Origin of the sequence: Ornithinimicrobium cryptoxanthini (assembly GCF_023923205.1) — a bacterium.
Taxonomy (GTDB): domain Bacteria; phylum Actinomycetota; class Actinomycetes; order Actinomycetales; family Dermatophilaceae; genus Ornithinicoccus; species Ornithinicoccus cryptoxanthini.
Genome location: NZ_CP099490.1, coordinates 2,565,488 through 2,586,203 on the forward strand (window position 1 = coordinate 2,565,488; position 20,716 = coordinate 2,586,203).

Genomic DNA, 20,716 nt, shown 5'->3' on the forward strand with positions numbered 1-20,716 from the left:
CCTACTCGCTGGTTGTGGACAACGCCGGCCACTCCGGACCCGATGCTGGGATGGTTGCGGGCATGCCTGCGAGAGGACACCATGATGAGTATGCCGACACTCACGGGCCCCGGACGTGACTACCGTCTGTCTCGGGCGGGGTTCGAGGATTTCCGGGACGGGCGCCGTGACCACGCCCGTTATGAACTGCTCGACGGTGAGGTCCTCGTGACCCCAGCCCCGTCGACCGCCCACCAGCGCGCCATCATGGGTCTGGCCCTGGTTCTCGGGCCGGTCCTTCCTCACGGGATGGAACTCTTGGGCGCGCCCTATGACGTCTTGCTCGATGACATCGCTGAGGGCGACACGACGCTGCAGCCCGACCTGCTGATCGCGCGCACTGCGGACCTCACCGATGCCAACCTTCCCGCCGCCCCGGTCCTGGTCGTCGAGGTCTTGTCCCCGTCGACCTGGCGGCGCGACCTCGGGCCCAAGCGCGACGCCTACGCCGCGGCAGGTGTCGAGCACTACTGGGTCATCGCACCCGACACCCCGTCACTGACGGCCTACCGCTTGGACGTCGAGGGCGCCTACCGCGAGGAGGCCTACGTCGCAGGTGACGAGCGGTGGACCACGACCGCCCCGGTCCAGCTGGATCTCAGCCCGGCGGAACTGGTCGGCTGACCTCTGCCTCCCTGGCGGCCCGGCTCGCCACGACCGCGCACCAGACCGCGCCACCCAGGACCACGCCATACCCGAGGGCAAACAGCACGATCGAGACCCAGTGCGGATCTTCCCCCTGCGGGAGGAACGCCGAGGCCGTCAGGGCGACGGCGCACGCCAGGCCGACCCGTCCGATCACCCGGCTCGGGCCGAGGGCCGCCTGGTGACCAGCGACCCAGGCCCGCTCGGAGGCCATCGTCGACGGGAGCCGGATGCCCATCACCGCGTTGGGACCCAGCCCACCCTCAACGGCCGACCGGGTCAGGAACGGGATGACGAATGAGGCCAGCGCCAGCATCGGGCCTCCCAGGAGGCCCATCACCGCGCCTTCGCTCATCGCCCGCTACCCTCCAGCGCCGGGATCACCTCGCGCTCGAACAGCTCGATCCCCGAGGTGTCCCACGCGGCCTCGGCGAAGTAGTGGATGGCATAGCCGAGGCCGGCGGCACGCAGCGCGCCCATCTTCTCGACGACCCGCTCCGGGGTGCCAACGGCCGGTTGTCGGCGCATGCTCTCGACTGCTTGGTCCGCCTTGTCCTTGGTGTGGCCGGTTCTGACCAGGTGGTCGTGCAACCACTTCAGGCGCTCCTCGACCTCTGCCTCGTCACGCCCGATCACCGTGTTGAAGTTGGAGCTGCGCACGATGCTGTCGAACTCGCGTCCGACGTCCCGGCAATGCCCGGCCAGCACCTCCGACTTGTGCTTGAAGCCCTCGAGGTCACCGAAGAAGTTGGTGTAGTCGGCATACTCCGCCGCGATCCGCAGCGTCTTGCGCTCACCACCGCCAGCGATCCACATCGGGATGCCGTTGGCCTGAGAGCCGGGGGCACTCGTGCCCTGCAGCGGTCGGGGGTGCACCAGAGCGCCGTCGACCTGGTAGTGCTCCCCCGCCAGGGTCGCGGACCCCGTGGTCCACGCCTGCCGGAAGATCTCGACACCCTCTCGCAGACGAGCCAGCCGTTCCCCTGCCCGCGGGAACCCGTAGCCGTAGGCGCGCCACTCGTGCTCGTACCACCCGGCGCCGATGCCCATCTCGACCCGGCCACCCGAGACGACATCCACCGTCGCAGCGACTTTGGCGAGGTAGGCCGGGTTGCGATAACTCATGCAGGTGCACATCTGGCCCAGCCGCACGCGGGAGGTGGCGGCCGCGAACGCCGCCATCAGGGTCCAGGCCTCGTGGGTCGGGTCTTCGGTCGGCTCCGGTGTGGTGTGGAAGTGGTCATAGACCCAGATCGACTCCCACTCCGGGTGCTCGTCCGCACGGACGGCCAGGTCGCGCATCACCTGCCACTGGTCAACGGGGTCGATCCCGTGCAGGTCCATCCGCCAGCCCTGAGGCACAAAGAGTCCAAATCGCATGCTGCCAACCGTATGTCGGATCTCTGGTCACGTGCATCAGCACACGAGGGGTGCCGGCCGGAATGCAACGGATCAGGGCGCGCGCGGGATACTGGTCCCATGACCGAGACACGTCGACGGCACCGCAACGACGACAGCGTCATCGTCCGCCTGCTCCACACCAAGGGCACGTGGGCCGTGGTGGGGCTGTCAGCCAACCGGGCCCGCACGGCACACGGGGTCGCGCGGTTCCTGCAGCAGGATCTGGGCCACCGGGTGATCCCGGTCCACCCGCGCGCCGAGCAAGCCCTGGGAGAGACCGGCTATGCCAGCCTGGCCGACATCCCGGACGGCACGAAGGTCGACGTCGTGGACTGCTTCGTCAACTCCTCGCGCGTCGGTGCAGTCGTCGACCAGGCCATCGAGCAGGCGGAGCGGCTCGGCATCACCGCGGTGTGGCTGCAACTAGGGGTCCTCGACCAGGACGCGGCGCAGCGGGCCAAGGATGCGGGGCTCAACGTCGTCATGGACACCTGCCCCAAGATCGAGTACAGCACCCCGACCGGCTTCTGACCGAGCCCCTTTCCCGCCTCCCGAGTCTGGGCACCCTCGCCGCCTCGAGGCCTGGGCACCCTCGCCGTCTCGGAGCCTGGGCACCGTTGGGGCGCCTGCGGGAGGGAAATATCTCTCGCTCAGGCGCGATAACCGTGCCCAGGTCTCACGAGTGTGCCGCTTCGTCGCCGCGGCGCAGACCGAGGGTGGCCAGCAGATCCTCGTGGAACTGGATCCACACGATGTTCATCGAGGCCACCTCGGGAGCATCGACCCACTGACGCTCGCCGTGCAGCGCCCGCTCCAGGGCCGCGGTGATCCGCGGCTGGTGGACCCCAAACCGCGCCAGGACAGACTCAAGTCCGTGTGTGACCTCACTCAGGCCGTCGGCCAGGTGAGTGAGCTCGCGCAGGATCCTGTCGTCATACCTCAGGTCTGTGTGGTCGTTGAACGCCAGCGCATCATCGGAGGTCGGGCGCAGCTGCCAGCGGGTCATCAGCGGACCCAGGCGGGCGTTGAACGGCAGGAAGTCCCGGTGCAGAGAGGTGATCTCTGCACGCGCGCCCAGGGTGTCGAGCTCGGCGGCGAGCAGTTCCTCCTCGTGCCGGCGCCCCAGGTCTGTCATCGACCAGCTGCTGCCCGGCAGGTAGTCCGCACGCCTGACCAGACCGCGGGCCTCCGCATCCAGGAGGTGCTCCTCGACCGTCCCGTCGTCGAGTCCATAGAGGTCAGCGACGGCCCGGCTGGTGGCGTGCCCCAGCACCCGCACGCCGTGCAGTGCCAGGAGGTCGGGGGCAGTCACGAGGACAGGGTATGACGCGTGGAGACGAGCAAGGGCGCCCACCCCGATCGGGTGGACGCCCTCAGCGTCTGTGTTGAGGCAGCCTCAGACGGAGGCGGCCTTCTTGGCCATCGCCGACTTCTTGTTGGCGGCCTGGTTCTTGTGCATGACGCCCTTGCTCACGGCCTTGTCCAGCTTGCGGGACGCGGCGCGGAGCGCGGTCTCGGTAGCCTCGACGTCGCCGGAGGCAGCGGCCTGGCGGAACTTGCGCATGAACGTGCGCACCTCGGCCTTGTGAGCGCGGTTGCGCTCGGTGGCCTTCGCGTTGGTCTTGATGCGCTTGATCTGGGACTTGATGTTTGCCACGAAAAGTCTTCCTGCTTGGTCGGATGTGTGTCGTTGAGGGCGACACACGTGACTCGGGACCGGGCGTGGGGCACCCTTGCTTGAGTCACGTGAGGGTCGTGCTGCATGCGCGCACGACCTGAAAGCGCGCACGCAAGGATCAAATCTACCAGCCTGGAGGCACGGCGCCCAAACGGCCTTCTTCAGTCGAGCTCGGACCGGGCGCGGGACTCGACCGTGATGGTGACACTGCCCCCGAGGGACCTGAGTATGCCGCTCACGACCGGGATCTGAGCCTCACCCTGGAGCCGGACCACGGCGGTGCGGGCGTCGGGGGTGCCGGTGCCCGGGGCCACCTGCCAGCCGAGGAGCCGGTCGGGCACGGGCTGCCGCGCCAGGTGGGCGGCAGCCGCGTCCGTCACGCCGGCCGTGGTGAGGGGGACGCCCTCGCCGAGACCCGCGTCATAGATGGAACCCTCATCGACGGCGTCCGCGGCGGCCAGCGCTGCCGCGTCGGCAGCATCGAGCAGGTGGATGCGACTGAGCTGGACCGACGTGACACCGACCACGCCCAGCACGAGCAGGAGAGTGATCGACACCATGCCGATGAGCAGGATGCTGATCTGACCGCTCTCGGGGTCTGCCCGCTCGAACCCCACCGGTGACTCAGGACTCACGGAACTCATCCACCGGTGCGACATGGCTGGACGACAACGGGATCGAGGTGGGCAGCGCGCCACGCAGGAAGTCAGGGATGAGCGGCAGCTCCACGGTGACGACGGCATCGACGCGCACCACGCCGCCCGGCGTCAGGCACGGGCTGGCCTCGCACACCACAGTGATGCTCCCCTCTTGTGGGGTGAATCCGTGCGCATCCATCACCATCGAGGCGGCGCTCGACGCCGCCGCGTGGCCCGACGGGTCGTCCGCACTGGCCACGAAGGTCCGGCCGCCTTCGCGTGCGGCCGCGGACACGGCATACGCCCCAGCCTGGAGCCGTCCCAGGGTGCCGACCAGATAGAACAGCGGCAGCATCACCAGCACCAGGAGGAAGGCGGTCTCGACGAGCATCGACCCTCTTTCGTGGTCGTCGGCACGCAGCGCTGCGCCGAGCCTGCTCACTGCTCCTCCGCGTAGGCCTGGCCGGTCACGGTCATCGTGCCGGGTAGTCCGAGCGGGCCGAGGACCGGCAACGGCAGGTCTGCCGAGACCTGGACCACGCCGACCCCACCCACGGTCGCCGCGCGCCCCGTGACACTGGTGCCGTAGCGCCCCGGCAGCGTCGTGGCGAGCAGCTCCGTAGCGCGAGCCACCCCGTCGGCAGGGGTGTTGTCGGCCCGAGCGCCGATTCGGGCGCCTTCAATGACGTGAGCGGTGGCCGTGTTGCGCACATGCAGGGCATATCCGACCTGCACCGCCGCCAGGAACAGCAACACCACGAGAGTGGAGACCAGGGCGAACTCCACCGTCGCGGCGCCCCGGTCCCGGACCTGGTGGCCGCCGGCCCGGCAGGGAGCCCCGCCCCTGTGCCAGCGGGCTGCATCAGCGGTGTCGCAGGTCACGGCCCACTGACGCCGGACACCGCGCTGACGAACAGGTCGGACAGCAGCGGCTCCGCCACCAGCCACAGCGCCGCCACGAGGCCGGCCGTCATGATCGTGATCAGCACCCATCCGGGCACGTCGCCGCGCTCTGGCTGTCGTGCCCAGGCGTCGAGGCGCTCCGAGTAGCCCGTCAGTGCCGCGGTCAGACGAGTCCGGCTGCGCATCAGGTGTTGCATCATGTTCTCCCTTGTCGGTTGTCGTGCTCGGTTTGGTGGTCGGGTGGACGCAGTGCGTTCATGGCTGGGCTTCAGACGGTGAGGCGCAAGAGTGAGGCACCGGGAAATACGGCGAACAGAACCGTCACGGGCAGCACCAGGAAGACGACGGGGATCATCATCAGGATCTCGCGGCGACCGCCCTCCTCGATGAGCTCCTGGCGGGCAGCCTCCCTGGCGTCCTGGGCCTGAGCCCGCAGCACCTCTCCGAGCGGTGTGCCGCGCTCGATAGCGACGACGAGTCCGTCTACGAAACGCACGATCGGCGAGAGCCCTGTGCGGGTGCCCATGTTGCCCAGCGCCTCGGCCATCGTGGCTCCGGTCCTGGCCTGGGCCAGGCAGAGCTCAAGCTCGCCAGCCAGCTCGCCGTGGGAGAGCCGGGCGACGCGGTCGAGCGCCTGGGTCGTGCCCTCGCCCGCCGTGACCGACAGCGCCAGCAGCTCCGCGAGCGCCGGGAACTCCGCCATGATCCGGCGCTCGCGCTGGCTCGCGGCTCGGCTGAGCAGCTGGTCCCGGAGCAACATCCCGCCCAGCGCGGCCGACAGCGCGACGATCGCGAGGGCCGGCAGTCCCACGCCACGGGTCCACACCGCCAGTGACCCGAGGAGCACCGTCACCACCACGGCCGCAGCACCCCACAGGACCTGCTGGATCCGGAAACCCTCGACGTCAGGAGGCAGACCAGCGCGCTGCAACCGCGCGGCCACCGACTCACTGCCGCCCAGCAGGCGGTCGACGAGTTGTCCGGCCCGCCGCATCCCGCGCTGCACGGTCTCGGTGAGATCACCAGACCCGGAGCCGACGGCGCGTCTGTGGGCATCGCTCGGCACGCGGTCGAGATAGGGCTCCACCCGTGCGATCAGGTCGCTTCGACCGGGGCGCGGCAGCCTCACGGCCACCAAGGACAGGCCGATCGACAAGCTGCCCGCGAGCAGTCCGCCGAGCAGGGCCGCCCCGCTCATCGCAGCACCCGGTGCTCGACGGGAAGCCGCCCGATCCGGACCATCGCCTGATAGGCCACGATCGACAGCACGCCGCCGATGATCAGGATGACCACACCGGTCGGCTCGCGGTAGGCCTGCAGAGCCGTGCCCCGGGTGGCCATCAGCAGCAGCACGATCCACGGCGCGCACATCGCCAGACGCGCGGCGTTGACTGTCCAGGACTGGCGTGCCTCCAGCTCCGCCCGGGAGCGCGCGTCCTCGCGCAGGAAGGTGGACAGCGTGCGCAGCACCTTGCCGAGGTCGCTGCCACCGACCTCACGGGCCAGGCGCAGAGCCTCCACCAACCGGTCGGCCACGGGATCTGCCATCCGCTCCTTCAACTGGTCGAGCGAGTCTGTGAACCTGCCACTGGCGCGGTAGTCGTGGCCGAAGGCGAGGAAGGCCTCGCGCAGCTCCTCCGGACCGCGGTCGCCGAGCTGGATGAGGGCCTCGGGCAGCGACAGTCCGGCGCGCACCCCGGACGAGATGTGGTCGACGGCATCCGGCCAGACCTCGCGAAGGCGGGAGCGGCGGCTCCTCGCCCGTGCCCTGACGACGGCCAGCGGCGCCCAGCCTGCCATCCCGGCAAAGGCGATGCTCACAGCCGGGACCCGCGTGACGGCGAGCCCGAGCACCGCCACGATGACGACCGCGATCGCGCAGACGGCCAGGAGCCCGGACCAGCGCAGCGAGCGCAGGCCCGCCAGTCGGATGTCGTCGTCGAGCTGCGCCAGGAGCGCGTGGTGTCGCGCCTTCCGCACGGGATCTGCGGCGGGCCAGAACGACCACCAGATGCACGCCAGACCCAGGCCAAGGACCAGGCCGAGAAACGACCCCGTCATCTGGTGCTCCCCGAGCCGAGAAGCTGTGCCAGATCGTGTCCGGCACGAGCAAACCGGTCCGCGTGCGGTGGGAAGCCTTCGCCACGCACCAGCTGGTCGTCACGCGTCAGGAAGATATCCGCGATCTCAACCACCTCGGCCTCGACCCGGCCCGGCAGAGCCACGATTTCCTGGACCCGCCGCCGTCCGTCCGCGTGGAGGGCCAGGTGGACGACGAGGTCGATCGAGCTCGCGACCGTGGGGACAACGAATCCGCTGGCCACGTTGGTGCCAGCCAGCAGGGGAAGGGTGCACATCTTGGTGACCGCCTCGCGGGCGCTGTTGGCGTGAACGGTGCACATGCCAGGAAGTCCGCTGTTCAGTGCGATGAGCAGATCCAGACTCTCCTCCTGGCGGACCTCGCCGACCAGGATGCGGGAGGGGCGCATGCGCAGCGCCTCCTTGACAAGTCGTCGCAGTGGGACCTCTCCGGTGCCCTCGAGGCTGGCCTGCCGGCACTGCATCGCGGCCACGTCACGCAGCGGCACCTTGAGCTCGAAGACCTCCTCGCACGTCACCACCCGCTCGGTCGGTGGGATCGCCGCGGCCAGGCAGTTCAGGAGGGTGGTTTTGCCCGCCTGAGTCCCTCCCGCGACCAGGATGTTGAGACCGCTCTCGACCGCGGCGGTCAGGAACGCAGCAGCTGACGCCGGGAGTGTCCCCAAGCGCACGAGGTCGCCCAGCTCATCCGCAGCGACCACGAACTTGCGGATGTTGACCGCCCAGTGACGCCGGGTGATGTCTGGGATGACGACGTGCAAGCGCGACCCGTCCGGCAGTGCCGCGTCCACAAAAGGGCTGCTTAAGTCCACCCTGCGGCCACTGGAACGCAGCATGCGCTCGACCAGGTCGCGCACCTGCTGCTCGGTCAGGATCGTCGGGGTCAGCTCGGGGCGACCGTGCCGTGCGACAAAGACTTTGCCGGGGAGTATCATTCGCTAGATACTCTCCCGAAGGAGCACCTGCCATGACCGTGCCTGCCGGCATCTACCTCCGGATCTCCCGCGACTCCGAAGGGCTCGGGCTCGGCGTGAAGCGACAACGGGTCGACTGCGAGAAGCTCGTCGCACGCATGGGGTGGGACCTCGCGCAGGTCTATGAGGACAACGACGTCAGTGCCACCAGGAGCAAGGTCCGGCCGGCCTACACGCGGATGATGCAGGACGTGGAGCGGGGAGTGATCAAGGCGGTTGCGGTGTGGGACGTGGACCGCCTCACCCGCACCCCACGTGAGCTCGAGGACGTCATCGACCACGCCGACCGCCTCGGGCTCAAGCTCGCATCAGTCGGTGGGGACATCGACCTGGCCACCGAGCAGGGACGAATGATGGCCCGGATGAAGGGCACCGTGGCCCGGTATGAGGTCGAGCAGCAACGTCGGCGGCTGAAGGCGAAGCACCAAGAACTCGCCGCCAACGGCGCTCACATCGGCAAACGCCCGTTCGGGTGGGACTTCCGAGCTGATAGGACACTCACGATCAACCACGAGGAAGCAGCCGTGGTCCGAGAATGCGTCGACCGCGTCCTCTCAGGCCAGGCCCTGTGGAAGATCAGCAACGACCTGAACAGCCGCGGCATCACCACCAGCAGCGGGCGTCAGTGGCAGACCATCGTCCTACGGCAGATGCTGCTGCGCTGGCGCAACTGCGGCGTCCGCACCCACCTGGGCAAGGAGGTCGGGCCCGGGCAGTGGGACCCGATCATCGACATGCCCACCCACGAGCGAGTCGTCGCCCTCCTGACCGACCCGGCACGCCGGACCAGCAATCGGGGCACCGAAGCCAAGTACCTCCTGACCTCCCTCGCCCACTGCGGAGCATGCGGTAGATCGATGGTCGGCACCAACGAGTACAGCTACGTCCTGAGGAACGGTCGCACCCGGACTTACGCCCACTCCTACACCTGCCCACACGCCGGGTGCATGAAGGTCCGGCGCCGCATGGCCGACGTCGACGACCTCGTCACCCGCGTCGTCCTCGGCGTGCTTGAGCGAGACGGCGTCCAGCTCCTCGGCGGCGACCCCGCCGCGGCCACCCATGCCTCAGACCGCATCGCAGCCCTGGAAGCCAAGCTTGCCCTCGCCGCTGACCAGTTCGCCGACGACACCATCACCAGCGACCAGCTGCGCCGCGTCTCCGAACGCCTCAAGCCCCAACTCGCTCAGGAGCGCGCACGCCTGGCGGCCGCCCAGCCGAGCCCCGAGCTCGCGGGCTTCGCTGGCACCGGCGTCGCTGACGCCTGGGAGACCGCCGACGTGGAGACCCGCAAGCGCATCATCCGATTCCTGGCCATGCGCATCACCATCAACCCCATCGGCTCCGGCAACGGGAGCACCTTCGACCCCACCTCCGTGGCAATCGAGTGGCCCCCGTAGTCGGTGAAGCTTAGACGGCCGGGTACCACCGTGGGACGATCCTCATCGTTGCGGCTTCGCGGCTTCACAGGTCGGTGATCCGGCCACTCGTGGGCGCGAAGGTACTTCCCTGTGGATGTCGGTTGGACTGCCGAGCTGTGCGCACATGAGGTGCCCCCGAACGGAGTGTCTGTGTCTACTCTGACGGCCTCGCGAACGTCGCGAAGGGTGGAGTTTGTTGCTCTTGTCCTCCCTCCGACGCGGAGGCGTTCAACGCTCCGAGGGTCCCTCTGCTCGATCGCCGTCCATCCGCCATCTTGCGATGACTTCGCCTTCCACGCCGCCGTCCCGCCACTCAACTTCGCTACCTTGCGTGAGGATCGCCCAGGGGGCATCGCCGAGGTTCAGGGTTACAGACCCGTGGTCGCCGATGGCGACGGAGGCACAGCTAAAGCGTTCTGCAGTGTCGAATGGCACCGTCTCCTCACTCACTATCAGGAACACCTCGTTCGGCTGGGGGCATCTGGCGTGGCCATCGTCCCCCCTGACTTTCCAGGTCGCGTGGTAGTACCCCCACGAATCTAGGCGGATCTTGGTCGAGTCCAGCACGGTACGGGTTTCGTGAGTAGCAGCAGGTGTCGGCCCGGCGAGCGTCTCAACAGCCCAAGGAATGCCCAGGATGAGCGCGAAGAAGACGACTACGGGCGCGACCGTGTGCTTAGAGTTGGCCATGGCTGGAAGTGTGAAGGGACCCGAGGTCATGCTTGGCCAAGTTGACTCGCATTCTCAGCTCTCCTCGAAGCCCGACTGGTCGAACTTAAGGGTGTGTGCGTTCTCCGAGACGGTGCGGATCTTGTCGTCTGCGAAGCCAGTGGAGTTGGTGGCTTCGATCTCGATGCGGACGGTCAACTGGGTGCCATCGGCGGCCCGCAGGTTGGCGATAACTTCGTCGGCGATGTTCTTGAAGTCTAGCGCGATCTTGTCGGAGCTGAGGGTTTTCACTCCGTAGAAGCGGGTCTTCGGCTTGGCGAAGTCGATGTCGCCCTTTGATGTGGACGGGTCGTGAGATGTAGTTCCGCCGTGCTGCTCGACGACGGCCGCGGACACCTCTTCGGACGGCGCCTTTCGCTCGGACTCGGCCTCACGCTGATTCGTCGCGACATCGGGGCGCACGAGCAGAAGCGCGTCGGTCGCGACCGGTGCCGGGCCCTTGTCCTCCGGGGTCCACAGACCGATGTAGCGGCCGCTGGCTTGGTCGTACTCGGTGGCGAGTGCGAACGCGTCGGTCACCCAGATCATCGGCAGGTCGACGATGCCCTCGTTGAGAACCCTCCGGTCCCGCAGCCGCGGCATGTACGGGTACTGGCAGTACAAGCCCCATAGGGCACCGAGCGCGACGTGGCCGTCCTTCCAGATCTGCGGCACCCGGTTGATCGCCAGCCGGATGGTTGCCGCGGCCTGTCGGGTCGAGAGGTCGCCGTCATTGCCCAGACGCCTCGACACCCGCTCTGCGAGCGACTGTGACTGACCTTCGACCTTGGTCTCTCTCACCAGGAATGGGGAGCTCGGGTCCGGCTGTGTCGGGACGAGCGCCCAGGTAAAGCTCTGCAACAGACGCGCGGTGACGGTCTGGTCGGCCTGCGCCTGACGCTGCGCGGCCTGGTTCTTCTGGTTCTGGGTAAGGTCGAGATCGGCCTCGTTGGCGAGGACGTGACTCCAGCCGAGGTAGTCGCGAGTCGCGGTGTCCAGCTCCCCGAGTCTGGCCTCATCGGCGGCGAGGTAGACGACAGTGTTGCGGTTGGTCCGGTTGGCGCCGCCGCGCTGCTCGGTGGCGTTGTGCGCGAACGCCTTGGCCTCCGACTCGGTCTTGCCTTTGTGCGCCACCTTCGGGTGCAGGATCACCAGCCGCGCCTCGTCGATGTCAGGGATGTCGGCGTTCGACTCCGGACAGACATGGACGCCGGCGAAGTCACCGCGCGTGCGGCCCTGGCTCTGGAGACGTTTGATGATCTCAGCCCACACGTCCTCCTTGTGGAGGCGCTCGGCCTGATCCTTGGCGGTCCGTGTGATGTTGGGCTGTAGGTCATACCAATACTTGCCCGAGCCGGAGTAGAAGTACGTCGCCCTGTCGCCAAGCTGCGTCAGTGCGCTGTGAAAGTTGCCCGGCACGTCGCCGGGGACCGCAGTACCCAGGAACACGCGCTGGGTCCCGATGCCCTTGTGCGTAGAACCGGGCGCGATCGTCGGGGCAGCACCGAAGAACACCGTTCGCGCGAGTCGCTTGGTCAGAGCCCGCTGACCGAACAGCGGCTTCTCCTTGTCGATCCGACCGGGCTCGGAGTTGGGGCCGTCGACATCGGCGTCGATGATCGTCTTCCACGAATCCTGCAGGTATTGCGTCAACTCCGCATTGACATTAGCGGTGGCGAGCGGGATCGAGCCAGGCATGATCAGCGGCGAAGCGTCCTCACCGGTCCAGAGCGCGTGGATAACGGTGCTCATCAGGCGCAGTACACCGCGGGTGCGCTGGAAGCGTTCAAGCCCTGACCACTCCTCGTAGAGGGTGTCGAACATCTCCGGATGGATCGGGTAGGTCCGCTTGATGCGGTCCTCATACGCCGCATCCCTAACCTCGCGCGGGAAGTCGTCAGTGTACTTGCGATACATCTCGACATACGCCCTGGCCGTTGCTCCGATGGACGCCAAGCCTGCGGCGTCGGGCTGTTTGAACAGACGCTGCTTGACGATGTGGTAAGCCTCGTCGGAGGACGCCGGACGCCACTGCTCGGCGACGCGGCGCACCACGTTCTGGAGCCGCTTGAGCGCCTCAAGCCCGTGAGCCCCGCCGACCTCCTCGGCGTTACCGACTGCGATCTCCGCGTCGTCGCCACTCTCGGAGGCAGGGATGGAGATCGCCAGTAGAACCCCAGGAGTGCCCTTGCAGGCTTCGGTCAACGATTGCGCGAAGGTGAACTGGTCATCAAAGGTGCCGCCGGCCAAATCGTCGCGCCCGACGAGGGATCGCGCGTACGCGACCCACTCGTCGATCAGGATCACGGCCGGCGCGTACTTCCTCAGGAGCTCGTGAAGCGCATCCCCAGGGTGAGTCCGGTCACCGTCGGCCTTCGCGACGATCGCGTATGCCTCGACATCGCCGAGCTGCCAGGCGAGCTCCCCCCAAATCGTGTTCACGTGAGTGCCGTCGTCCTTCACCACGCCGGAAGGGCTGAAATGGTTGCCGACAATGGCGACGCGGTTGACCTTGGCTCCCTGGTAGCCGCTAGCGAGCAGCAGCTCCTGCGTCTCCTGCGGGTAGTCGCCCACCGGCAGACCGGCAGCTACATGCCACAGCGATAGCATGGAGTGGGTCTTGCCCCCACCGAAGTTCGTCTGGAGATTGATTACCGGCGACGCGTTGTCGTCACCCGCGAGCCGACGAACCGCACGGCCGATCAGATCGCTCAGACCCGCGGTGAGGTACGTCCGCTTGAAAAACTCGACAGGGTCGGCGTAATCAGAGTCGACTTCCCCGCCCGTAGCGACCTTGTACAGATCCGCGGCGAACTCCGAGGCATGGAAGTTGCCGGTCGCGACATCCTCGTGCGGCTGTAGCACCTCCCGCCACGGCTTGAGCCCACCCACCGCCTGCGGGTTGTCAACCGCGGCCTTGAGAACCTTCTTGTCGTCACGGTCCGCGGTGACTCGCCGCAGATTCAGGCGGATCAACTTGACCTGTTCAGCTTCCGAGGGCTTCCCCAGCAACGTCATCAGTCGCTCTGCCGTGTCCAGCGTGCGATAGGCATCGTCGTCAGTGAAGGAGCCGTTGTGCGCCCAGGTGTTGCGGGCGGTCTTCAACTCGGTGGCGAACGCCTCACCGACTCGGCCTAGAGTGTCGGAGAACGGGTACCAGCGTGGCTTCACGTTGGTGGTGATCGAGGACTCCGTCAGTATGCGGAGCTGGACCTGCGGGTCGAGCGGGTCGTACACCTTGCCCGCGTGGCCGTCCTTCGCCGCGACAAGCTTGACCCAGTTCGCTCCGGCAGACTGGTCGACGGCGCCGATCACGGACGAGATGTAGTCGTCGAGGGCCGGGGCGATGACCTCGAACAGCTTGCCGACGCGGTCACGATTGCTCACTGCCATGTCAGTCGTCCTCGTCAAACGCCAAGGCGCCCTGTGTCTGGGTGGGCTTCTTCGCCGAGCGTGCCACCTCAAGGATCTCGGGCCAGCTCGTTACTAGGTTGTTGAAGGAGAGCCCGTCCTGGGTCCAGCCGTTGCCTTCGGCAACGCGGAAGAGTAAGTGCGCCAACTCCTTCACAAGGTCAGCGTCCACGGTGCCATCCGGGCGGCTCAGCGAGCCCTGGAGAAAGTCACCAGCAGGGGCAATGCCGTCTCGTTCCAAGACTTTGATCAGGTGATGCAGCGCTTCCCAATTGCTTGTGTGCGTGTCTTTGAGGGCGTCATAGTCCCACGGCAGGTCGGCAGGCTTGATGAGCTGGACGTTGCCAGCCCGGCTCGTCAGAATCTTGTCCCGCTCCATGATGTCAACGCTCGTGTTGCGCGCCCGAGCGAGATTGTCAGCGTCACCAAACTTGCCGACACCATACCCATGCCCGCGGTACCACGCAATCGCGAAGCGTGACGTCGGGTCGAAGTCGCCCTCCTGTTCGTTCAGCACCTGATCGAGGATCTCGTTGATGCGCGCGAGTGCGCTTCGAACCGACATCTTCGAGCCATCCGCCTCAAGCACCCCAGAGTGGCGGCTGAACACTGCCATACCAGGGCCGATGGCCGCTTGCGGAAGGTCAACAGGCGCGACCTGGCCCTGCTGCAATCGCCGCAGCGCACCTGGCAGTTCAGCCCCGAGATCGGCGATGAACCCGCGCCGATCCGTGGTCCCGGCCGACTCGGGTCGGGGCCTGAGGCTCAGCACGATGGACGAAGCGAGCGCGTTTGATCCAATGTCACGCATCCGTCCAGCGCTTTCGGTTCGGACCGGCCACGTAGATGTGATCTCCCAGCCTCCACTGATCATGCCTTCGAGGAGGGTCTCCCATCCGCTGGATGCCTCTCCCTCTGCACCCCGGTCGACCTGGCGAAATGCGTAGTAAACCGTGATAGGCAGCGAAGGATCGGCGGAGTCGCGTGCGCACTCAAAGACGCGTCGGAATCCGTCCTCAAAAAAGGTTCTTGCGCCGTCACGGCCGTGCCGTTGCATATCTGCGACGAGCTCTTCCGACTTCGGCACCAGCAGCGTCGATGTTAAGTCGGGATGAACAGTTCTTAAAGCGCGACGTAGCCATACGTAGAAGAAGTCAGACAGGTCAGCGTAGGGCACATTGTCGTAGTACGGGGGGTCAGTACTGATGAGTGCGCCCGCTGGCACGCCGTCTTGCGCTGGTGCTTGGTACACCGAGGCAGTCCCACGAGCGGGGAGCCGCTCAAGCGCGTTAGCAACAGCCGCTGTCATCTTCACCAAACTACCGGAACTGGCCGCGAACGGATTGCCCTCTGCGAAGTCCCATGCCATGGACAAGGCCTGGCGGGAGAATACGTTCCGCAAGATTTCCATTTGAGGATTACTCGCCCATGTCGTGAGATTTGATTGGTAATCGGTCAACCGGCTGACAACAAATGCCAAGTAGAGGGCTAGGGCGTCGGCGTATTCCGCGTCAGCGCCGTCCGCGATTGCACGCGCTCTGGCTTCGTTCACGAGATCGCAGAACGTCGTAAGCGCAACAAGCTGGCGATTGGTGAAAAGCGCTGACGTCGTCATCATCCCATACAACGGCGCGCCCATATACTGGGAGTGGGTCGACAACTCTGCATCCGGTACATCTTCAGGTCGTGGCACGCGCGCCGCCTCAGAATGCGAGTCACTGGGGTCGCAGTAGACACGCCGACGATTACCCTCCGCAACAACGGCCATCAGCGAAGCACCGAGCCGTCCGGCCAGACCCTCAGTCTTGATGTGGTTGCGAGTAATCGCCGCTTTACAGGAGAGGCACGCGCCACCCTGCCGACCAGCCATAGTCGGGGGAATTGACGGCCCACCAGCTCCTGTGCCGATGGAAAATGTGACGCGGAGTCCAGATGGATCTGCAGGGTCCGTGGTCACTCTCGGGACCACGAAGGTCTCCTTTCCCTTCTTCTTCCCAAGCCACCAAGTCTTCACGAGAGGAGCCTCGATGCGGCACGCTGGGTTCGGGCACCTGACCGTCCGTGCCCAGATCCAAGCGATTACTGTCGCCTCTCGTCCGTCGTTAAGATTTGCTTTAGGGTAGAGGAAACCGATTCGCTGCTGAGCCTGCTCGCGAAGCCACGCGCCGTACGCTCGGACGTCGGCTGCAAGACCCTCCGAACCATTCCACTCACGAATTTCCGAATCAGCAATCCCGGGGAACACTGGCGCGCGGCCGTTGAACTTAGGCGGAATCTCAATTAGGGCCTTGTTAATCAGGACCGATACAGGATTAAGGTCTGACGCGCTAGCCTCAAGCCCGAGTCTCTGTGCCTCCAATGGAATCGTTCCGCCGCCCGCAAAAGGGTCATGAATGGTCGGCGGCGAACCGTTCGTGGACTTCAGAATCTCTGCCTTCGCCGCGGCATATAGTTGCTGGTCACCGATGTTCTCCCAGATGACAAGTCGTTCGATGATGCCGTGGAGACGCTCTCGCTCCTTGCGCTGCAGCTCCTCGGTGGGGAATTCTTCTGGACGCGCGCTCGGATCGTCTACGAGTTGGGCGAAGATCACCGCGCGCGCCGTCGCGAGCGGCCGCCGAGCCCACCACAAGTGCAGCGTGGAGGGATGGCCGTGGCGGATCGACTTCTCGCGGCCCGACTCCCTATTCATCGCCTCGAGCGGCAACGCCACCTCGATCAACTTGCGCTTCTGCATTACGACGACCCCTCTGCCCGTTCCCAGACGTACAGCAGCGCAGATGCACCGCTACCTCAAGGTCCAACCTAGCCTCCTCCACAGACAGACTCCGGTTGTACCGCTGCGAGGCTCAGCCGAAGCGCATCAGTGAAGGGCAGATCGGGGTGAGCGCGGTGCGTCCAGCGTTGCCAGCGTGACGGGTGACGCGGCCCGTCTCCGACGACCCATACGGGTCGGGACAGTACATCGATGCGCTTTCGCAGCCAGACGACCTGATCGCAAAAGTGAAGCCGTGCCGGGCCAGACGGCGGCGTCGCGCCATACGCCAGCAGCACACCGTCGGCCGTAGCAAGTGCAGTTGCAAGGGGCTCTCTGGCGGCCACCCAGCCATTCTCGCTGGCTCCCAGCCTGTCAATCGCGGCGGTCGACTGCGAGGGAAAAGCGAAGAGATTCGTCACTACGAACTCGCCAAAGCCCAACAGATCGGCCGCTACCGCAACGCGATTCAACGTCCGCTTCCCGCCGCTCAGCGGAGGATTGGACAGGACGGCGACCAACGTCAGTCTGCAAGCGCTCCCCATCAGAACGGCGCCGAGCCCTTGGACCATGTCCTCGCCCAGTCGCCCCGGACGCCGGTGGCGTCGAAGTCACCGAGGTCGGTGTTGGCGAAGGGGTTGTTGAGGTAGCGGACTTCGTCATGCTGTGGGCCGCGTGGATCGACGCGGACCAAGGCCAGGCGGAAGCGCGGGACGGCATTCTTGCCGGTCATCACCTCGTTGTGGGTGACGAAGAAGTCGGTGGCTCCCTCGATGCGGGCTTTGACCTCGATGCGGTAGGTGTCGCCCTTGGCGTCGGTGGAGAGGATGTCGAAGCCGGGGTTGTTGAAGGCCTGTTCGACGGGCTTGCGGCCGAGTTCTCGCTCCCGTGTCAGGACGAGGTCGACGCCGCGGCGCTCGACTTCCTTGGTTTCCTTGGCGTGGATCGGAGCGGTCGCGGCCAGGTCATTCTCCAGAATCCGGACCGGGAGCACGAGTGCGGCAGTCACGATCCGGGGTGGCTTGATCGACATGAGTTGCTGCTGGTCGAGCAGTTCGAGACGTTTGCGGAGACGGACATCGAGTTCGACGGCCTTGCGGTTGAGGCTTTCCGAAGTCTCCTTGGGCTTGTCGCCGGCCTGCTCCTTCTCCGACGCGATCGCGGCATCGAGCAGGAGTCGGTCGCGTTCACCTTCGAGGCGCTTGGTGACGAGGTCGCGGGCCTTGCTCAGCTCGGCGCGGCGTCGCGGCTGGACCTCGGCGAGGTACTCCGGCAGCTGATTGGCGATGATCCAGCTCGTTGCCTTGTCCTCGGCGTCTGCCAGCCACGGAAGCGCACGTGCAGCTCTGGTGGCCGGGCTGTTTGGTGCGGCGACGCAGTCGAGGTACGGCGCGGGGCCGGCCGGGGTGGCGGTGCCGTGGCTGTCGACGAATGCGTAGCCAAAGCGTCGTGACACGGATTCTCCGGTCGCGTCCGCGACCTCCTCCACCACGCCGACCAGGAGGTGTGGCTCCTCTAGGGTCGAGGACACGAGGACGGTTCCTCGGTTGAGGGTGCCGCCGAATTGGCGCACCGTCTCGTCCATGACGGCGTCGTGGAGGGGGTGACCGGGAGCGAGCAGGTCGGCTCGTCCGAGGCCTTCGCCGTGGACCTTGCCGAGTTCGAAGGTCACGCGGTCGTACTTGGTGGCGATCGGTCCCTTGCGTGTGGCACGGATCTGTTGTGGCACGTTAGCGATTTCGTAGCGGCCGTGCTCGCGCTTGACGATGCGGCCGCCGAGTCGGGTGAACGCTGCTTTGAACGCCAGCTCGATGTAGTGCGGTTGGAGCCGCCGTGCGCGGGCTTCGTCCATTGCAGCGCGGAGCGCTTGAAGGTCGGCCTCAGCGAGGTTCTCTGATGCGAGGGCGCGTTCCTCGAGGAGGTCCTTGAGTCCCGCACCGACGGAGGCGTCGATGACCTGGTGCATCTTCGCTTTCACGTCTGGGCGTTCGCCGTACTGGATGGCGTCGAGTAGGAGGTTGCGCAGCGGGGTTTCGGTGAAGGCTTCGCCGAGGACGTCGAAGACCTTGCCGCCGTAGGTCTGGCGCATCTGGTCGAGCTTTTCCAGGAGGCGGGTGAAGACCTCACCCTCGCGGGTGTTGGAGGCGACGAGGTTCCACAGGCGGCAGACCTCTTCCTGACCGATGCGGTGGATGCGGCCGAAGCGCTGCTCGATGCGGTTGGGGTTCCATGGCAGGTCGTAGTTGACCATCAGGTGCGCGGCCTGAAGGTTGAGTCCCTCGCCGGCGGCGTCGGTGGCCAGCAGGATCTGGACGTCGCGATTCTTGGTGAACTCCTCAGTGATCAAACGACGCTCACCACGCCGGACACCGCCGTGGATCGCCTTGACAGAGTCCGGCTTGCCGAGCAGGGAACCGATCTTGGCCTGGAGGTAGTCCAGGGTGTCGCGGTGCTCGGTAAAGATGATGAACTTCCGCGGCCACCCTTCACCGTCCGTGGTCAGGTGGTTGTCCTGAAGGATCGTGGACAGCTCGATCCACTTGCGGTCCGTGCCGGCCTCGCGGACCTTCCTTGCGGTCTCGATGAGGTCGGCCAGTTCGATGAGTTCGGTGTTGAGCTCCGCCACCGTCTGCGCGGCGGTGGCGGCGTCGAGGAGTTCCTCCTCCATCTCCTCGATCTCTTCGGCGTTGTACTCGTCCTCGTCGATCTCGGACAGGTCGATGCCCGGGTCGGCGTCCGTGTAAGTGCCGTTGAGGATCTCGGTCTTCTTGCGCTCCAGGCGCTCGCTGCGGCGCACGAGGCTCTTGTAGATCGCCTCTGGGCTCGACGCCAGACGGCGCTGCAGGACGGTGAGGGCGAAGCCAACGGTGTTCTTGCGCTTACCGCCCAACTTCTCGGCGCGGTTCATCCCCTCGCGGACGTAGTGGGTGACGTCCTCATAGAGGTCCTGCTCCACCGCGGTCAGCTCGTAGGGCACGGTCTCGGCGATGCGCTCGGGGAAGAGCTTCTTGCCCTCGAAGGTGAGTAGGTCCTCCTTGACCATGCGACGCATGACCCCAGAAACGTCGACCGACTTCTTCTGCTTGCCCTCGAACCGGTCGCGGTCGAGCAGTGTGAGGAAGAGCTGGAAGTCCTCCTCCTTGCCCGAGTGCGGCGTCGCGGTCATCAGCAGCAGGTGACGGGTGACCAGGCCGAGAAGCTCACCGAGCAGGAACCGCTTGGTCTTCTCCAGCTTGCCGCCGAAGTAGTGCGCGCCCATGCGGTGCGCCTCGTCGACGATGATCAGGTCCCACTCGGTCTCTCTGAGCTGCGCTTGGAGTACCTCGTTGCGGGAGAGCTGATCCATGCGGGCGATCAGGAGCGGGTTGGTTTCGAAGACGTTGAGATTGATGTTGGAGTCGATCAACTGGTTGGTCAGCAGGTCGAAACGAAGGCCGAACTTGAAGAACAGCTCGTCCTGCCACTGCTCCACCAGACCGCCGGGGGCGACGATGAGGCACTGCTTCACGTCGTCGCGCAGCAACAGCTCCTTGATGTAGAGCCCGGCCATGATCGTCTTACCCGCGCCCGGGTCGTCTGCCAACAAGAAGCGCAGCGGCGTGCGCGGCAAGAGCTCGCCGTAAACAGCGCGGATCTGATGTGGCAGCGGCTGCACGTCACTCGTCGCCACCGCGAGCATCGGGTCAAACAGTCCCGCCAGCGTGATCCGCTGCGCCTCTGCCACCAGCTTGAAGTCACTGGCGTTCCCGTCGAAGGGTCGACCGCCGGCCCGCGCAATCGACAGGCTGCCCTCGTCCTTGCGGAACACCACCTGCTGGCCGAGACCGCCAGCGGCGTTCTTGTAGGTCAGCTCCACCGCGTCGGTGCCGTGCCACTGCGTCGCGATGACAGTAGTGACTTCGGCTGGGATGAGTCCCTCGATCCTCAGCCCCGGCTTGAGTGCTTCAAGCTGCACGTCTGAACTCCTCATCGACAGTCGGCCAAGGTTACGCGAGCGATCCGACAAGCCGGGCACCAGCGCCTGCCTGCAGGTCAATCTTGGC

The 20,716-nt window shown here is 66.2% G+C and carries 18 protein-coding genes; 3 read left to right on the forward strand and 15 right to left on the reverse strand.

The window, feature by feature from the left end; translation table 11 throughout:
* Window positions 1-90 precede the first annotated feature (90 nt).
* Window positions 91-663 carry a Uma2 family endonuclease gene (locus tag NF557_RS11855; RefSeq protein WP_252619600.1) on the forward strand — a complete coding sequence of 191 codons (573 nt, stop codon included), beginning with the start codon at window positions 91-93 and terminating at the stop codon, window positions 661-663.
* Here NF557_RS11855 and NF557_RS11860 read toward each other — a convergent pair.
* Entirely contained in the window at window positions 638-1,039 is a 402-nt protein-coding gene (locus NF557_RS11860; protein ID WP_252619602.1) for an SdpI family protein, read from the reverse strand. The two genes, NF557_RS11855 and NF557_RS11860, sit on opposite strands and share 26 nt — an antisense overlap.
* Window positions 1,036-2,064: an LLM class F420-dependent oxidoreductase gene (locus tag NF557_RS11865; RefSeq protein WP_252619604.1), complete on the reverse strand. Its 1,029-nt coding sequence runs from the start codon at window positions 2,062-2,064 to the stop codon at window positions 1,036-1,038. Before NF557_RS11865 ends, NF557_RS11860 begins: the two co-directional genes overlap by 4 nt.
* A gap of 99 nt (window positions 2,065-2,163) precedes the next feature.
* Between NF557_RS11865 and NF557_RS11870 the strand changes: the two genes are divergently transcribed.
* Entirely contained in the window at window positions 2,164-2,616 is a 453-nt protein-coding gene (locus tag NF557_RS11870; RefSeq protein ID WP_252619605.1) for a CoA-binding protein, read from the forward strand.
* 145 nt (window positions 2,617-2,761) lie between these two features.
* Here NF557_RS11870 and NF557_RS11875 read toward each other — a convergent pair whose 3' ends face one another.
* From NF557_RS11875 to NF557_RS11915, 9 genes are all read right to left on the reverse strand, one after another.
* Complete coding sequence (locus NF557_RS11875) at window positions 2,762-3,397, reverse strand: transcriptional regulator (protein ID WP_252619607.1); 636 nt, start codon at window positions 3,395-3,397, stop codon at window positions 2,762-2,764.
* A gap of 84 nt (window positions 3,398-3,481) precedes the next feature.
* The gene (gene rpsT, locus NF557_RS11880; protein WP_252619609.1) at window positions 3,482-3,742 is read right to left on the reverse strand and encodes a 30S ribosomal protein S20; all 261 of its coding nucleotides are present in this window, start codon (window positions 3,740-3,742) and stop codon (window positions 3,482-3,484) included.
* Between the two features lie 182 nt (window positions 3,743-3,924).
* Window positions 3,925-4,398 carry a pilus assembly protein TadG-related protein gene (locus NF557_RS11885; RefSeq protein ID WP_252619611.1) on the reverse strand — a complete coding sequence of 158 codons (474 nt, stop codon included), beginning with the start codon at window positions 4,396-4,398 and terminating at the stop codon, window positions 3,925-3,927.
* Entirely contained in the window at window positions 4,388-4,843 is a 456-nt protein-coding gene (locus NF557_RS11890) for a pilus assembly protein (RefSeq protein WP_252619613.1), read from the reverse strand. The genes NF557_RS11885 and NF557_RS11890 overlap by 11 nt, the downstream gene beginning before the upstream one ends.
* Window positions 4,840-5,283 (reverse strand): TadE family protein, encoded by a 444-nt coding sequence (locus NF557_RS11895; protein WP_252619615.1) that lies wholly within the window; start codon window positions 5,281-5,283, stop codon window positions 4,840-4,842. Before NF557_RS11895 ends, NF557_RS11890 begins: the two co-directional genes overlap by 4 nt.
* Window positions 5,280-5,501 carry a hypothetical protein gene (locus tag NF557_RS11900; RefSeq protein WP_252624142.1) on the reverse strand — a complete coding sequence of 74 codons (222 nt, stop codon included), beginning with the start codon at window positions 5,499-5,501 and terminating at the stop codon, window positions 5,280-5,282. Before NF557_RS11900 ends, NF557_RS11895 begins: the two co-directional genes overlap by 4 nt.
* A gap of 71 nt (window positions 5,502-5,572) precedes the next feature.
* Window positions 5,573-6,502, reverse strand: a complete 930-nt coding sequence (locus NF557_RS11905; protein WP_252619617.1) for a type II secretion system F family protein — start codon at window positions 6,500-6,502, stop codon at window positions 5,573-5,575.
* Entirely contained in the window at window positions 6,499-7,365 is an 867-nt protein-coding gene (locus tag NF557_RS11910; RefSeq protein WP_252619619.1) for a type II secretion system F family protein, read from the reverse strand. Before NF557_RS11910 ends, NF557_RS11905 begins: the two co-directional genes overlap by 4 nt.
* Window positions 7,362-8,339: a TadA family conjugal transfer-associated ATPase gene (locus NF557_RS11915; protein WP_252619620.1), complete on the reverse strand. Its 978-nt coding sequence runs from the start codon at window positions 8,337-8,339 to the stop codon at window positions 7,362-7,364. Before NF557_RS11915 ends, NF557_RS11910 begins: the two co-directional genes overlap by 4 nt.
* A 32-nt stretch (window positions 8,340-8,371) precedes the next feature.
* Between NF557_RS11915 and NF557_RS11920 the strand changes: the two genes are divergently transcribed.
* The gene (locus NF557_RS11920) at window positions 8,372-9,778 is read left to right on the forward strand and encodes a recombinase family protein (RefSeq protein WP_252619622.1); all 1,407 of its coding nucleotides are present in this window, start codon (window positions 8,372-8,374) and stop codon (window positions 9,776-9,778) included.
* A gap of 249 nt (window positions 9,779-10,027) precedes the next feature.
* Here NF557_RS11920 and NF557_RS11925 read toward each other — a convergent pair whose 3' ends face one another.
* The 4 genes from NF557_RS11925 to NF557_RS11940 form a co-directional block, all read right to left on the reverse strand.
* Window positions 10,028-10,489, reverse strand: coding sequence for a hypothetical protein (locus NF557_RS11925; RefSeq protein WP_252619624.1), 462 nt, complete (start codon window positions 10,487-10,489; stop codon window positions 10,028-10,030).
* A 54-nt stretch (window positions 10,490-10,543) separates the two neighbouring features.
* Entirely contained in the window at window positions 10,544-13,900 is a 3,357-nt protein-coding gene (locus NF557_RS11930) for a DUF499 domain-containing protein (RefSeq protein WP_252619626.1), read from the reverse strand.
* Between the two features lies 1 nt (window position 13,901).
* Entirely contained in the window at window positions 13,902-16,655 is a 2,754-nt protein-coding gene (locus NF557_RS11935; RefSeq protein ID WP_252619628.1) for a DUF1156 domain-containing protein, read from the reverse strand.
* Window positions 16,656-17,217: 562 nt separating this feature from the next.
* Entirely contained in the window at window positions 17,218-20,688 is a 3,471-nt protein-coding gene (locus tag NF557_RS11940; protein WP_252619630.1) for a helicase-related protein, read from the reverse strand.
* Window positions 20,689-20,716: the final 28 nt, after the last annotated feature.